This window comes from Aquabacterium commune, assembly GCF_004362855.1.
Lineage (GTDB): Bacteria > Pseudomonadota > Gammaproteobacteria > Burkholderiales > Burkholderiaceae_C > Aquabacterium > Aquabacterium commune.
Window position 1 is genome coordinate 57,550 of record NZ_SNXW01000007.1, and the last position, 14,974, is coordinate 72,523.

General features: G+C 68.8%; 14 protein-coding genes. 6 read left to right on the forward strand and 8 right to left on the reverse strand.

Annotated features, from left to right (window positions below):
* Window position 1 precedes the first annotated feature (1 nt).
* The 6 genes from EV672_RS12490 to argB all read right to left on the reverse strand — a co-directional run bounded on the left by EV672_RS12490 (window position 2) and on the right by argB (window position 6,607).
* Entirely contained in the window at window positions 2–1,408 is a 1,407-nt protein-coding gene (locus tag EV672_RS12490; RefSeq protein ID WP_133609726.1) for a tetratricopeptide repeat protein, read from the reverse strand.
* Window positions 1,409–1,570: 162 nt separating this feature from the next.
* Window positions 1,571–3,523, reverse strand: a complete 1,953-nt coding sequence (locus EV672_RS12495; RefSeq protein WP_133609728.1) for a bifunctional metallophosphatase/5'-nucleotidase — start codon at window positions 3,521–3,523, stop codon at window positions 1,571–1,573.
* A gap of 72 nt (window positions 3,524–3,595) precedes the next feature.
* Entirely contained in the window at window positions 3,596–4,210 is a 615-nt protein-coding gene (locus EV672_RS12500; protein ID WP_166643562.1) for a PEP-CTERM sorting domain-containing protein, read from the reverse strand.
* A 133-nt stretch (window positions 4,211–4,343) separates the two neighbouring features.
* On the reverse strand, window positions 4,344–4,994 hold the full coding sequence (gene slmA, locus EV672_RS12505; protein ID WP_133609732.1) for a nucleoid occlusion factor SlmA: 651 nt from the start codon (window positions 4,992–4,994) through the stop codon (window positions 4,344–4,346).
* Window positions 4,991–5,683, reverse strand: a complete 693-nt coding sequence (locus EV672_RS12510; protein ID WP_133609734.1) for a pyrimidine 5'-nucleotidase — start codon at window positions 5,681–5,683, stop codon at window positions 4,991–4,993. Before EV672_RS12510 ends, slmA begins: the two co-directional genes overlap by 4 nt.
* A 6-nt stretch (window positions 5,684–5,689) precedes the next feature.
* Complete coding sequence (gene argB, locus EV672_RS12515) at window positions 5,690–6,607, reverse strand: acetylglutamate kinase (protein ID WP_133609736.1); 918 nt, start codon at window positions 6,605–6,607, stop codon at window positions 5,690–5,692.
* 123 nt (window positions 6,608–6,730) lie between these two features.
* Here argB and EV672_RS12520 point away from each other — a divergent pair, with 123 nt between their 5' ends.
* The 4 genes from EV672_RS12520 (at window position 6,731) to EV672_RS12535 (ending at window position 10,552) form a co-directional block, all read left to right on the forward strand.
* Window positions 6,731–7,159: a hypothetical protein gene (locus EV672_RS12520; RefSeq protein WP_133609738.1), complete on the forward strand. Its 429-nt coding sequence runs from the start codon at window positions 6,731–6,733 to the stop codon at window positions 7,157–7,159.
* A gap of 144 nt (window positions 7,160–7,303) precedes the next feature.
* Window positions 7,304–8,782 carry a TolC family protein gene (locus EV672_RS12525; protein WP_133609740.1) on the forward strand — a complete coding sequence of 493 codons (1,479 nt, stop codon included), beginning with the start codon at window positions 7,304–7,306 and terminating at the stop codon, window positions 8,780–8,782.
* A gap of 1 nt (window position 8,783) precedes the next feature.
* Window positions 8,784–10,226, forward strand: coding sequence for a multicopper oxidase family protein (locus tag EV672_RS12530; RefSeq protein WP_133609742.1), 1,443 nt, complete (start codon window positions 8,784–8,786; stop codon window positions 10,224–10,226).
* A gap of 26 nt (window positions 10,227–10,252) precedes the next feature.
* On the forward strand, window positions 10,253–10,552 hold the full coding sequence (locus tag EV672_RS12535; protein ID WP_133609744.1) for a copper-binding protein: 300 nt from the start codon (window positions 10,253–10,255) through the stop codon (window positions 10,550–10,552).
* Window positions 10,553–10,572: 20 nt separating this feature from the next.
* Here the strand turns inward: EV672_RS12535 and EV672_RS12540 are convergent, their stop codons facing one another.
* Window positions 10,573–11,079, reverse strand: a complete 507-nt coding sequence (locus tag EV672_RS12540; RefSeq protein ID WP_133609746.1) for a YqaA family protein — start codon at window positions 11,077–11,079, stop codon at window positions 10,573–10,575.
* Window positions 11,080–11,177: 98 nt separating this feature from the next.
* Between EV672_RS12540 and EV672_RS12545 the strand changes: the two genes are divergently transcribed.
* Window positions 11,178–12,668: a choice-of-anchor I family protein gene (locus EV672_RS12545; protein WP_133609748.1), complete on the forward strand. Its 1,491-nt coding sequence runs from the start codon at window positions 11,178–11,180 to the stop codon at window positions 12,666–12,668.
* A gap of 20 nt (window positions 12,669–12,688) precedes the next feature.
* Here the strand turns inward: EV672_RS12545 and EV672_RS12550 are convergent, their stop codons facing one another.
* Window positions 12,689–13,492, reverse strand: a complete 804-nt coding sequence (locus EV672_RS12550) for an OmpW/AlkL family protein (protein WP_166643563.1) — start codon at window positions 13,490–13,492, stop codon at window positions 12,689–12,691.
* Between the two features lie 413 nt (window positions 13,493–13,905).
* On the opposite strand from EV672_RS12550, the gene dusB reads away from it, so the two are divergent.
* Window positions 13,906–14,970, forward strand: coding sequence for a tRNA dihydrouridine synthase DusB (gene dusB / locus EV672_RS12555; protein WP_424923154.1), 1,065 nt, complete (start codon window positions 13,906–13,908; stop codon window positions 14,968–14,970).
* Window positions 14,971–14,974 lie beyond the last annotated feature (4 nt).

Here is a 14,974-nt window from a genome sequence, read left to right on the forward strand (position 1 = left end):
CTCAGTTTAGCGGCGGTGCCACGATGGCCTGCAGCGTGGCGCGCAAGAGGCCTTCGTAGAGCTGGTCCACCGGCTGGCGCTGCCCCGTGGGCTCGCTGGCCACCTGGCCAAAGCGCTCGCCGACCACCTGACGCAAGCGCGAGATGGGCACCACGAGCTGTGCGCCATCGGGCACCGGCACGGCCAGACCGAGCAAGCGGCCGCTCATGTCGAGCACCGGCCCGGCGCCCTGGCCTTCGGGCAAGGGGATGCCCAGGCGTCGCCAGCTCACCGGCACAGGCTGGGGTGCGGGCTGGGGTGCAAGCTGGATTGAGGATGCGTTCATGGTCGGCGGGGCAGACGCCGCCTCGAAGGCCGGCGCCGGCACCGGCGCGCCCAGGAAGCCCACGCTCAGCAAGGGCCAGGCGGCGTGGGGCTGGACACTGTGCGCATGGCTCATCACCACGGCGGGCGTGCCAGGGAAGGCATCGCGCAAGGGCACTTGCCACAAGGCGGCCATCGCCTCGTCTTTCGGGTCGGCCAAGGGCTCGCGCAGGTGCACGAGGCGCAGGCCGATGTCGGGGAAGGCCTTCTCAGGCGTGGCCTGCACGGTGCGGCCCAGGCCGTTGCGCAGCCACAGGCGCGTGCCCGGGGCGTCCAGCGGCATGGCGGCCAGGGGCAGCAGGGCGTGCTGGCCATCGGGCAGCAGCCAGGCCGCGCCAGCCACGCGGGCCTGCCCGACGGGCACCGCGCCATGGGGCATGGGCGCCAGCCTCATCGGCGGTTGCAGCAATGTCCCGTCAAGCGCCAACTGCTGCGCTTGCAGGCGCTGCGAGACCTCGGTCAGCAGGCGCACCGACGGCGCCTCGCGCTGCGGCGGGCGCACCTGCGCGAGGGTCTGGTCCAGCAGCTGGCGCGCCACCGCGGGCTGCCCGCCCAGGTGCAGCAACCAGGCGTACAGGCCCAGACCCGAGATGTCTTCCGGGTGAGCGCCGGCCGTGTGGGCCGCGAAAGACAAGGCGCGGCGGTAATCACCGGCCTGCATGTAGGCGCGCACCAGGCCCATCTCGGTGTCGGCGGCGTGCAGCATGCCGGCGGCGCGGTCCAGCGTCTTTTCGGCGGCCTGGGCGTTGCCCTGGGCCAGCTCGCCTTCGGCCTGGGCCAGCAGGTCCGCACGGCGCGACATCGTCCCCGGGTCCAGGCGACGCGGGTCCTGGATGAGCTCCGCCTTGCGCTGCGCGGCGGTCTTGCCCCGAGGCTGGGCGACCGCGCTGGCGGCCGGCGCCATCGGCGAAGCTTTTGGTGCCGATCCGTTCGCGTGGCCGGGCCCGTCATGCGCGTGGTCGTGGTCCTGCTCGGCCGCGCCGGCCGAGGTGCTCACACCCGCCATCACGGCCACCGCGGTCACGGTCGCCAGGGACACCCTCATCGCCCAGACATGCGGCCTCGCCATCCACCCACACAGCTTGCGTTCCAACATCACCCACTCCGATCCACAACGGCAAAGGCCCGGCAGCATGCCAGGCCCTGTGAAACCACCCGGCAGGCAAGGCGTCCGCGAGGACGCCCGCCTGCCCGGCTCAACCCTGCATCACTGCTTGGTGATGCGGGGCTTTTGCAGCGTGGCTGCGGTGGGGTTGTAAGGCGTGACCAGGTAGTCGGCCAGGTACGCCGTCAGCGCGTCGATGTCCTGTGCGCCGCCCACGGGGCTGGTGCCACCGATGAAGGTGGTGAAGCCGTCGCCGCCGGTTTGCAGGAAGTTGTTGATGGTCACGCGGTAGGTCTTGGCGGCATCGACGACTGCACCCGAAGCGTCCACGATCTGCTCGATCACGGCGCCGCTGTTCACGTCCACCAGGCGCATGTTCTGGATGCGGCTGTCACAGGCGTTGGCCGCGACGTAGGTGTACTTGAAGCCAGCCGAGGGCACCAGGATGCGTTGTGTGCCTTGACCGCGGCAGCCCACGAACTGCTGCTCCAGCGCGTTCTTGAGTTGCTGGGCGCTCAGGGTCACGGTGACCAGGGTGTTGCCGAAAGGCTGGGCCGTGAAAGCCTCGCCGTACGTGACGTTGCCGTTGCCTTCACCGGCCGCGCTGGAGGCGAAGGTGAAGCCCGGAGCGCGCACACCACCCGGGTTCATCAGGGCGATGACCGCGCCGCCGAAGTCGGGCGCCGAGGTGGCGGCCAGCTGGGCGTCGGCGATCAGCTCACCGGCGGGCATGTTGCCGGCGCCGTTGCCCGAGGTGTCGGCCGAGTTGGGCAGGTCGGTGGTGATCTTGCCGATCACGCTGTTGGCCAGGGGCGAGACCAGGGCGTCGTAGCCCGTCACCAGGCTGGTGACGGCAGCGGTCGGGGCCACGGTGGCACCCTTGTTCTGCGCCACGAGGCGGTTGGTCGGGTTCACCGCGGTGATGTTGCGCGTGACGGGGTTGATGGTGACGTCGATGTCGGTCAGCACGCGGCCGAAGGCGCTGGCGCTGGTCACGGGGATCAGGCGACCGGCCTTGTTGGGCAGACCGGTGGGACGCGGCGTGACCGAGGTCACGGTGTTGCCAGCGGCGTCCTTGAGGGCCACGCCAGCGGCGTCACGCACGGTGGCGGTGGCGACGGTGGCAGCCGAGCAGTTGTAGGCCGAGTGGGTGTGGCCGCTCACCACCAGGTCCACCGCGTCATCGAGGCGGGCCACGATCTTGGCGATGTCAGAAGGGCTGCCATCGGCGTTCTTCAGCTCGCCGTCGCAGCCGTTGATGTCGCCGAGGTTGGGGCTGGTCTGGAAGCCGCCCTGGTGCACCAGCACCACGATGGATTCGATGCCTTGGGCGCGCAGCCGTGGCACCAGGGCATTGACCGTGTCGGCCTCGTCCTGGAAGCTCAGGCCGGCGACGCCGGTGGGCGTGACGATGGACGGCGTGGCCTTGAGGGTCATGCCGATGAAGGCCACCTTGACGCCGTTGAAGGTCTTGACGCCGTAGGCAGGCAGCAGGGTCTTGCCGGTGGCGGTGTTGGTGACGTTGGCCGACAGCCACTTGAACTTGGCGCCTTCGAAGGGCACGGGGGTGCCAACCTGGCCGCCGCGGCAGCTGTTGGGGTCTTGCTGGCCGCCAGCGGTCAGCTTGCAACCGCCGTTTTGCAGGCGCAGCAGTTCGGCCGCGCCCTTGTCGAATTCGTGGTTGCCGACGGCGTTGAATTCCAGGCCGATGCGGTTGAGTGCTTCGACGGTGGGCTCGTCAAAGAACAGGGCCGAGATCAGCGGCGAGGCGCCGATGAAGTCGCCAGCGCCCACGACCACGTTCAGCGGGTTCTGGGCCTTCAGGTTGGCGATGTAGCCCGCGACGTAGTCGGCGCCGCCCACGGTGGGGCGGTTGGCGGCGATCACATTGGTGTTCTGGCCGAAGGTGCCCGGGCTCTTGAGGGTGCCGTGGAAGTCATTGAAGCCAATGATCTTGACGGTGAAGGGGGCCTTGGTCGCGGTCTGAGCGACGGCGCAACCAGCGAAAGACGAGAAGGCCAGGGCGAGGCTGGCGCAGATCAGACGGACTTGCATGGGGAATTCCTTGGGATGCAGTGGGTTCAGCGTTCGGTGCAGGCGAAAGCAGGCGCAGATCGGACGCGCAGGTCAGCCGCGGGCGCGGCGACGCGACACCACACCGACGACGCCAGCAGCGGCCAGCACCAGGGCCAGGCTGGTGGGCTCGGGCACGGCGGTGACGGACAGGCCGCCAGAGGTGGCGTTCAGGGCGAAGCCGTCCACGGTCACCGACTGCAGCAGCGAACCCGTCACGGTGTAAGTGCCAGCATCCAGCGTCAGCGTGAGCTGGCTGAAGTTGGCGCTGTCGGCGAAGGCGCCGTCGTAGCTGTCGTTGAAGGACGGCGGCACAGCGTCGCTCAGGTCACGGGCGGCCACGCTGCTGGAGGTGTAGGCCGTGCTGCCCGACGCCGAGGCGATGAACAGGTTGTAGGTGTCGCCAGCGGTGTAAGCGTCCACCAGCTTCAGGATGGCCTTGTCGGCCACGGTGAAGGTGAAGCTCAGGGCCTGGAAGTCACCGGCGCCACCGCTCAGGTCGTGGTCGGAATCGATCCATTCCACGCCGCCGGACTGGGCCGACAGGGCGTCCACGGTGAAGGCGTACCAGCTGCCATCTTGCGTCACGGGGATGACGGTGGCGGCTTGGGCGGCGATGGCCGACAGGGCGAAAGACGCGGCGACAAAGGACGAGCGCAGGATGGACATGGACAACTCCGGTGAGGGTGAATTGCCATGGATGAGACCAGAGCGCCGTGACGCCGTCGTGGCGCCCGCGTGAGCCGAAAGCGGCTCCGAAGATCGGCTCAGCAGCGGCGCAGGCCCGCCTGAGCGTGACAGTTCACCCCAACAGCAGGCGCAGCGTGGCGTCGAGGTGCTCGGTGGGCTTGCGCGCAAAACCCGTGCGCGCATGGCGCTGCCAGCGGCCCAGCACCAGGCTGATGGCGGCCGAAGCGGCAGCCTGGGCGTCCACCGTCGGGGACTGCGAACCACGCGCCTCGGCCAGGGCGCGGCAAGGCTGGCGCAAGATGGATTCAAGCCGGTCGATGCACTGGTTGATGCGCAGGTTCAGCCGCGCGTGCTCGAACACCAGCGCGTCGCCGGCCAGCACGCGGCCCATGCCGGGGTTTTTCTCGGCGAACTGCAGCAGGGCCGAGACGATGCGGGCGAGTTGCGCGGCCGGGTCGGGTTCGCGCTCCAGCACCTGGTTGGCCAGGGTGAAGAGGCTTTCTTCGATGAAGGCGATCAGGCCCTCGAACATCTGCGCCTTGCTGGCGAAGTGGCGGTACAGCGCTGCCTCGCTCACGTCCAGGCGGGCGGCCAGGGCGGCGGTGGTGATGCGGTCGGCCTCGGGCGCTTCCAGCATTGCGGCCAGGGCCTGGAGGATCTGCAGGCGGCGCTCGCCGGGCTTGGGGCGGGTGCGCTTGGCCGCAGCGTTGGCCGCGGCATCAGCCGGTGCATCGACAGGGTCAACAGGGACGTCAGGTGTCATGGCCAAGCGTGCAGCGACCTCAGTGATCTGATTCTGGCACACACCCAGGACGGGCGGCCGTGCAGCGAGATGCCCGCATCCGGCCCATGCGGGTTGCGGCTGCCATGGCTGTGCAGGTAGTGCTGCATCCACACCGTGCGCATCCCCAGGCGGCGTGCGCTTTTCAGGTTGGCCACCGTGTCTTCCACCAGCACGCATTGGTGTGCCGGCAGGCGGTGGCGCGCCAGGATGGCCCGCAGGCTGCGCACATCGGGCTTGGGCCGCAAGGCGCCGAACACGCGCATGTGCTCGATGGCGATGATGCCTTCGAAGCACCCGGCCAAATCGAGCGCCGTGAGCACGCGCTTGGCATACGCGGCCGGGGCGTTGGTGAGCAGGAATTTGCGCCCGGGCAGGCGCTTCAAGGCGGCGCGGTCGGCCGGGGGCATGCGCAGGTTGGCCTCCAGCCCGGGCAGGGTGTGGGTCTGCGCCAGGAAGTGGGCCGCGCGCACGCCGTGGTGGCGCTCCAGGCCGAGCAGCGTGGCCCCGTAGCGCCGCCAGTAGTGCAGGCGCAGGGCGTCGGCCTCGGGGCGCGGCAGGCCCAGGTGCTGCTCGATGTAATCCGTCATCGAGCCATTCAGCCTGCCGAACACCGCGTGACTGGCGTCATGCAGGGTGTTGTCGAGGTCGAACAGCCAGATGGGCGTCATGCCAGCTCAATGGCTGCGGATCATCGTGCCGTAAGCGGCCTCGGTGAGGATCTCCAGCAACATCGCGTGGGGCACACGGCCGTCCACGATGTGCACGGCATTCACGCCACTCTTGGCCGCGTCCAGTGCACCGGCGATCTTGGGCAGCATGCCGCCGCTGATGGTGCCATCGGCGATCAGCTCGTCGATGCGGCGGGCCGTCAGGTCGGTCAGCAGGTTGCCTTCCTTGTCGAGCACGCCCTTGATGTTGGTCAGCAGCATGAGCTTCTCGGCCTTGAGGATCTCGGCCAGCTTCGAGGCCACCAGATCGGCGTTGATGTTGTAGCTCTCGTTGTGCTCACCGAAGCCGATGGGGCTGATGACGGGGATGAACTGGTCGTCCTGCAGGGCCTTGACCACGCTGGGGTCGATGGCCTCGATCTCGCCGACCGAGCCCACGTCGTGCTCCTTGGCCGGGTCTTCCAGGTCGATCAGCTTGAGCTTGCGGGCACGGATCATGCCGCCATCGCGGCCGGTCAGGCCCACGGCCTTGCCGCCCGCCGCGTTGATCAGGCCGACGATGTCTTGCTGCACCTCACCGGCCAGCACCCACTCCACCACTTCCATGGTTTCTTCGTCGGTGACGCGCATGCCCTGGATGAACTGGCCCTTCTTGCCGATCTTGTTGAGCGCAGCGTCGATCTGCGGGCCGCCGCCGTGCACCACCACCGGGTTCAGGCCGACCAGCTTGAGCAGCACCACGTCTTCGGCGAAGTCCGCCTGCAGCTCCGGGTCGGTCATGGCGTTGCCGCCGTACTTGATGACGATGGTTTTGCCGTGGAACTTGCGGATGTAGGGCAGCGCCTGCGCCAGGATTTCGGCCTTGTCGCGCGGGGCGATGTGGGCAACGAGGTCGGTGGCGGCCGCGGGGTCGGTGTGGGGCATGGCAGTCGGCAGGCTGGGGTGGTCGAAGCCAGCATTCTAAAAGCCTGCGCGGTGCGTGCCGATGTCATGGCACCGCGCGCGTTTGTCGCCGCATGGTCATGCGGCTTTGGCTACACTGAGGCAATGCGCCATGCTGCACCCGCACGCCACATCGCCCGCCCCCGGCAGCCCGCCGGCTGGCGCGCGGCCTTGCTGTGCCTGCTGATCGCGCTGTTGCCGGTGCGCAGCTGGGCCTGGACGTCCATGGCCGTGCAGACTGCGGTGACCGCGGCAACAGCGGCAGCAACAGCGGCGGTGGCCGAGGCAGACGCCACACCGCCCTGCCACGCGCATGCCGAGGTGGCATCGGCCGAGACGCCATCTTCCGACACCACCCACCCCCCACACCACGGCTGCAGCTTGTGCGACCTCTGCCACGCTGGCGTGCTGCCGCCGCCGATGTGGCTGTGGTCGGGCACCGCTGTGCCACCCGGCAGCGCCCCCGGCTGGACGCCTGCCACCGACACGGGTCGCCAGGGCACCGACGGCCTGTTCAGGCCCCCCCGGGGCTGAGCCCCCCTGCGACGGCGCCCGGCACATGCCCCGGCGCCATCGCCCCCATGCGCGGGCCCCGTGCTGCGACCGCCCATCGGTCGGGCCCATGCCGCGCCCCCGCTCCCGCCACGTGATGTCGCCGCCCTGCGCGGCCCACCCGCCATGACCCACCGCTCCTTCCCCCTTCTGTGGGGTGGCGTGCTGCTGGGGCTGAGCGCCTGCTCCGCCCTCACCCCGCCCGCCCGCCACCCTGCCGAGCAAGCCCTGCGCGATCGCCTGCCTGCCGATGCGACCTCGCCCAGCTCGCAGGCATTGCCCTCTGCCGCCGCCACGGGCCCGAGCCTGCAACTGCCTTGGCCCACGGCGACGCCATCCCATCGGACGAGCGCCGACCCAGCGCCACCGCCCGCGCCCGAAGGCCCGCTCTCGCAAGACCAGGCCGTGCGCCTGTCGCTGCAGCGCAGCCCCGCCTTGCGCGCCCTGCTGGCGCAAAGCCAGGCCCAAGAGGCCCGCACGCGCGCCGCCGCCCGGCCTGGCTTCTTCGGTCTGTCGCTGGAGCGCCTGCGTCAGGGCGACGAGGTCGAGGTCAGCCGCACCGTCACCCTCGGCCTGCTCGACCTGCTGACCTGGCCGCTGCGCGATGCAGCCGCCACACGGCGCATCGAAGCCGAGCAGCAGCAATTGGCTCGCCAGGTGATGGCCCAGGTGCAAAACGTGCGCGTGCAGTGGGTCCACGCGGTCGCCGCAGCGCAGCGCGTGCGATACCTCGGCGACGTGCAAAGCGCCGCGGCCACGGCCGGCGAACTGGCCCGTCGCATGCAGGCCGCTGGCCACTTCAGCCTGGCCCAGGCCAGCGTGCACCAGGCAGCAGAAGTGGAAGCCCGCCTCGCCACCACCCAAGCACGTCGCCAGGCCCTGGCCCAGCGCGAAGCCCTGGTGCGCCTGCTGGGCCTGCAAGGCGAGGAAGCCCAGCGTCTGACGCTGCCCCCGCGGCTGCCCGAGGTGCCGGCCGAAGCCAGCGCCTGGACGGCCGACAGCGTCTCCGAGGCCGCCCGCCAGCGCCACCTGGACCTGCGCCTGGCAGAGGCCCGCTGGCAGGCCACACGGCGCAACGCCACGGCCATCGCCAGCCAGAGCGTCATCGACCTGGAGGCCGGCTGGCAGCGCAACACCGCCAGCGGCCAGCCCGTTCAACGCGGGCCCGAGTTGGGCATCCGCCTGGTGGCCATCGACTTCGGTGTGGCCCGCCGCCAGGCCGCCGCGCTCGACGAACAAGCCGCCCTGGCCCAGTGGCAGCAGACCACGCTGGCGGCCGAATCCAGCCTGCGCGAACGCCTGAGCGACCAGCAGGCCACGCTGGACACCGCCCAGCAAGCCGCCCGCGTGCTCGGCCCCGTGCGCCAGCGCCTGCTGGGCGAACGCCTCAAGCAATACAACGGCATGCTGACCGGGCCCTTCGAGCTGCTCAACGAAGCACGCCTGCACACCGGGGCGGTGCTCACCGCGCTCGATGCGCAACGCGACTTCTGGCTGGCCGATGCCGCCCTGCAAGCCGCCATCGACGGCATCGACATGGCCCCTGCCGCCATGCCTGCCGCACCTTCCGGCAACGTTGCCACCACCCCGCCAGCGAGCCACTGACATGACCTCCCGCCGACACTTCCTCAGCGGCGCCTTCGGTGGCGCTGCACTCACGGCCACCGCCATGGCCACGGCCGCCAGCGCAGAGCGCGTGCGCCGCACCAGCCTGCTCGGCTTGCCCGAACCCGTCGAACAAAGCCACGCCGACACGCAAGCCCCGCTGACGCCCCCCACGGGCCGCCCCTACCGCCCCGTGCTCACCCTCAATGGCTGGACCCTGCCCTGGCGCATGAAAGACGGCGTCAAGGAGTTCCACCTGGTGGCCGAGCCCGTGCTGCGCGAGATCGCCCCCGGCATGACCGCCCGCCTGTGGGGCTACAACGGCCAGAGCCCCGGCCCCACCATCGAGGTGGTCGAAGGCGACCGCGTGCGCATCTTCGTGAGCAACAAGCTGCCCGAAGTCACCACCGTGCATTGGCACGGCCAGCGCCTGCCCAACGGCATGGACGGCGTCTCCGGCCTGACGCAGCCGCCCATCCAGCCGGGCGAAACATGGGTGTATGAATTCACCGCGCGCCGCCCCGGCACCTTCATGTACCACCCGCATGCCGACGAGATGGTGCAGATGGCCATGGGCCTGATGGGCTTTTGGGTCACGCACCCCAAGGCCCATCATCCCCTCATCAGCGAGGTGGACCGCGACATCTGCTTCCTGCTCAATGCCTACGACATCGAGCCCGGCGCCAGCAGCCCCAAAGTCAACACCATGCTGGACTTCAACCTCTGGACCTGGAACAGCCGCGCCTTCCCCGGCATCGACAGCATCAACGTGCGGCACAACGACCGGGTGCGCATCCGCATCGGCAACCTGACGATGACCAACCACCCCATCCACATCCACGGCCACGAGTTCGAAGTGACCGGCACGGACGGCGGCCCTGTCCCGAAAACCGCACGCTGGCCCGAGGTCACCACCGACATCGGCGTGGGGCAGATGCGCCAGATCGAGTTCATCGCCGACGAGTTGGGCGACTGGGCCTTCCACTGCCACAAGAGCCACCACACCATGAACGCCATGGGCCACAACGTGCCCAACCTGATCGGCGTGAAGCAGGACGACCTGGCCCGCGAAATCAACCGCCTGGTGCCAGGCTACATGGCCATGGGCGAGACCGGCATGCACGAGATGACCGAGATGGACATGGCACTGCCCGACAACACCCTGCCGATGATGACCGGCACCGGGCCGTTCGGCGCCATCGGCATGGGCGGCATGTTCAGCACCGTCAAGGTGCGCAAGGACCAGCCTGCGGCCCACCACCCCGATGGCCACCGCGACCCAGGCTGGTTCCGTCATCCGCCGAGCAGCGTCGCGCGTTTGTGGCAAGGTGAAGGCACATCAGCACCCACCGCACCGAGCCCATCGCATCCGACGGATGCATCCCCGTCGCCGGTCGAGCTGACCGTGCGCAAGCCCGCAGGCCACAGCGGCCACGGACACTGACCCCTCACACGCCAAGGAAGCCCACCATGTCACGCATCCGCCACATCGCCACCCTGACGGCCACCCTGGTCGCCACCGCCCTGCTCAGCCTGGCTGCGCACGCCCAATCGGTCGATGGCGAGGTCAAGCGCATCGACCCCGACAGCGGCAAGGTCACGCTCAAGCACGGCGAGATCAAGAACCTCGACATGCCCGCCATGCAGATGTCTTTCCGCGTGGCCGACCCCGCCTGGCTGAAAACGCTGCAGGTGGGCGACAAGGTCAAGTTCGATGCGGCCAAGGTCAATGGCCAGTTCACCATCACGGCCATCACTGTGGCCAAGTGAGCCTGAGGTCTGGGGTCGCCTCAGACCACCCAGAGCAGGAAGCCCGTCATCGTGAGGTAACGGGCGAACTTGCCCACCGCCATGTAGGCCACGCAGGGCCAGAAGGGCAGGCGCAACCAGCCGGCCACGGCGCACAGCGGGTCGCCCACCACAGGCAGCCACGAGAGCAGGCAGGCCTTGGGGCCGAAGCGCGCCAGCCACTGCATGGCGCGTTGATCGGCACGCGAATGCGGGGCCGGCGGCGGTGCTTCGTGGCGGTGGCGCAAGCGATCGGCCGCACGGCGCGCGCCCTCGCCCATCCACCACGTCACGGCGCCGCCCAGGGTGTTGCCCAGCGAGGCCACCAGCACGGCCGGCCAGAACATCTCAGGCTGCAACTTGACCAGACCGAACACCGCGGGCTCCGAGCCCATGGGCAGCAGGGTTGCCGACACGAAAGCGATCGCGAACACCGCCCCCAACCCCACCTGGGGAATGGCCAACCAAGCCAGGGCCGCGTGCATCAGGTCTGTCATCCAAGGTTCCATGAAACCATTCTGGTCGTAAAGAATTGTCATTTCGCTGACTTCAAGATTTTTTACCGTGCAGGCCAGTTCGTTGTCACAACCTTGAAATCTGCAGTCCCATGAAGTACCTCATCGCATCGCTGGCCCTGGCCGCCACCCTCACCCCGGTGGCCCAGGCCGCCACCACCTTCACCCAGGCCTGGACCTTCAACCACACCACCGCCGGCACCGGCCAGACCTCCGAAATCGTCAGCCATGACAGCGCGACCAACACGCTGTGGATCGCCGGCCTGGTCGGCGTGGACGTGCTGAACGCCAGCACCGGTGCCCTGATCGAGCACATCGACACCACCGCCTGGGGTGGCACCAACAGCGTGGCCGTGCACAACGGCATGGCCGCCATCGCCATCGAAAACAGCCTGGACCGCAGCCAGCCCGGCGTGATCAAGCTGTTCGACACCACCACCCGCCAGCTCGCCGCCGGCACCCACTCCATCACCGTGGGCTCCCTGCCTGACATGGTGACGTTCAGCAAGGACGGCAGCCGCCTGCTGGTGGCCAACGAAGGCACACCCAACCTGGTGGGCACCGCTTACACAGGCACAGACCCCGCTGGCAGCGTCAGCATCATCGACATGGCCACCCGCACGGTGACCGCCACCGCAGGTTTCGCCGGCGTGAGCACGACCGGCAGCAATGTGCGCGGCCAGTCCCTGATCGGTGTCGATTTCGAGCCCGAGTACATCGCCGTCAACAGCGCGGGCACCAAGGCCTTCGTGACACTGCAGGAAGCCAACGCCGTCGGCGTGCTGGACCTGCAAACCAACAGCTTCACCAAGGTCATCGGCCTGGGCACGAAGGACTTCGCCCAGCCCGGCAATTACATCGACCCCAACGACCAGGACAGCGTCAAACAATTGCGCTCGACCAACGTCAAAGGCCTCTACCAGCCCGACGGCATCGCCTTGTACGAGCGCAATGGTCAGGCCTACATGGTCATGGCCAACGAGGGCGACACCCTTGAAAGCGAAACCGACAAGAAGCGCGTGTCGGCCGTGACGGCCCTGAAGAACAGCTCGCCGTCCGATGTGCAGCGCCTGAACATCTCGGTGCCCGACTCCAGCGCCGGCAACCTGGTGACCTTCGGTGCGCGCTCGTTCAGAATCACCGATGAGAACGGCAACGAGGTGTTCGACAGCGGCAGCCAACTCGACGACGAAGCCATCAAGCGCGGCATCTACGACGACGCCCGCAGCGACGACAAGGGCGTCGAGCCCGAGGGCGTGACCCTGCTGGAAATCGGTGGCCGCACCTATGCCTTCATCGGCCTGGAGCGCACCACCAAGGGCGCCGTGGCGGTCTATGACATCACCGACCCGGCCCACGCCGCCTTCATCGACATGATCGTGACGAACGGCGACGTGTCGCCCGAAGGCCTGACGACCTTCTTCGCCAACGGCCAGGCATATTTGGCGATCGCCAACGAGGTGTCGGGCACGACCACGGCTTACGCCATCCACTCGGCCGTGCCGGAGCCCGAGACCTGCGCCCTGGTGCTGGCCGGCCTGGCCGTGCTGGCTGGCGTGCGCCGCCGCCAGCGTCAAGGCTGATCAGGCTTGAGCCAGCCTCCTCAGAAGCTGTAGCCCACCGAGGCGGACCACACCGTCGGCGTGAAGCGGAACGACGCTTCCTGTCGGCTGTGTGCCGTCTCGATGACCAGTTTGTTGTCCACACGGGCGGTCAGCACGCTGGCGTGGAGCGACCAGTGGGCGTCCAGCTTGTAGGACACGCCCGCCTGGACGGCCGGGCCGTAGGAATCCGACAGGCGGATGTAGGGGTTGCCGTCGTTGTAAACCTTGTCACCCGCCTCGTTCGTGCTGGACTTGAAGCGCGTGACGTTGAGCCCCACGCCCACGAAGGGGCGCAGGCGCGCCGACGGCTCGAAGAAGCGGTAGTTCACGAAGAAGGTCGGCGCCCATTGGCGCACGGTCGCCACCACCACGCCGTCGTTGCGGTTGAGTTTTTGGGCCGTCAAGGCCGTGGCCGCGTTGGCCGTGGCCGCCCCCACCGCCTGGGTCAGACCCGCCGAGGGTGAGAGTTGGGGCGAGCCGGTGCGCAGCTTCACCTCGTGCTTGGGCGGCGCGCCCAGGATGAGTTCCACACCCCAATGGTCACCGAGCGCACGCTCGATGCTCAGCGTGACCGTGCCCTTGTTCTGCACTTCCAGGCTGGGGCCATGGGCCAGGTTGATGTTGCCCAGGTAGGTCGCGCCGTTCACCGCCGGCAGTTGGCCCCGCAGCGGTGTGCTGGTGGCGTTGGTGTCGAAATAGGCACCGCCGAGCTTGACGGTGTACTGTGCAGATGCGCTGGTGGCGGACAGGGCACACAGGGTGCCGAAGGCCGCAGCAGCGGCCCGGGTGGAAACGAACTTCATGGCAACAGAGAGGGCAGGGGGGGGGACATCTCCGCCACACCGCAGTGAACACGGCCTGGCGGGGCATTCCAGCGCTGGCGCGCGCACAGCCCGGACGCGCCGAGCCGCGACAGCACCCGTAACGCGCTGTAACATTACATTTTACGTGCAATGGTTTGCCCGACGTCATGGCGCGCGCTGCCGGACAGCGTGACAAACCGCACGTCACCGCCCCGCCCCCACGCCCCGCCGCGGCTTTTTTTGTGGGGTCCGGGGCTATCCAGCCAAGCTGTCGCCCGCTATACTCTGCCTCCTTTTTAAGCAGCCCTGAACGCCCTGTCGCTCGGGGCTGCGGCGTCTTGAAGGCGCCACCTTTTGAATGCGCCCTTTTTGAAAGCGCCCCTTCTCGCGGCCACCGCCCAGCCAGCCAGTCCATGTCGCCCACCCTGCCCTCCCTGGTCAGCCCTTTGAAGATCGGTCCACACACGCTGGCGAACCGACTCTTCGTGGCGCCCATGGCCGGGGTGACGGACCGCCCTTTCCGCATGCTGTGCAAGCGCCTGGGCGCGGGCTATGCGGTCAGCGAGATGGTGACCTCGCGCAAGGACCTCTGGCACAGCCTGAAGACGTCGCGCCGCGCCGACCACACCGGTGAAAGCGCGCCCATCTCGGTGCAGATCGCCGGCACCGACGCGGCCATGATGGCCGAGGCCGCCGCCTACAACATCGACCGTGGCGCCCAGATCATCGACATCAACATGGGCTGCCCGGCCAAGAAGGTCTGCAACAAGTGGGCGGGCTCCGCGCTGATGCAGGACGAACCCCTGGCGCTCGAAATCATCGAAGCCGTGGTGGCCGCCTGCGCGCCCCACGGCGTGCCCGTGACGCTGAAGATGCGCACCGGCTGGAGCCAGCAGCACAAGAACGCCGAGCGCATCGCGCGGGCCGCCGAGGCCGCCGGCATCGCCATGCTGACCGTGCACGGCCGCACCCGCGAGCAGGGCTACAAGGGCCAGGCCGAGTACGCCACCATCGCCGCCGTGAAGGCCGCGGTGCAGATCCCGGTGGTGGCCAATGGCGACATCACCTCGCCCGAGCAGGCCCTGGCCGTGATGCGGCAGACCGGCGCAGACGCCGTGATGATCGGCCGCGCCGCCCAAGGCCAGCCCTGGATCTTCGGTGACATCGCGCACTTCGTGGCGCATGGCCAGCACCGCGCCCGCCCGCTGACGCTGGACGTCAGCCAATGGCTGCTGGCGCACCTGCACGACCACCATGGCCTGTACGGCGAGCATGCCGGCGTGCGCACCGCCCGCAAGCACATCGGCTGGGCCGTGCACGCCCTGCCCGGCGGCGAGGCCTTCCGCCGCCACATGAACACGCTGGAGCGGATCGACGAACAGGTCCGCGCCGTGAGCGCATTTTTCGAACAACTGAGCCAGACCCACGACCGTCTCCCGGCGGCACAGGACAACGACGCCCTGTGCACCGCCCACTGAACGC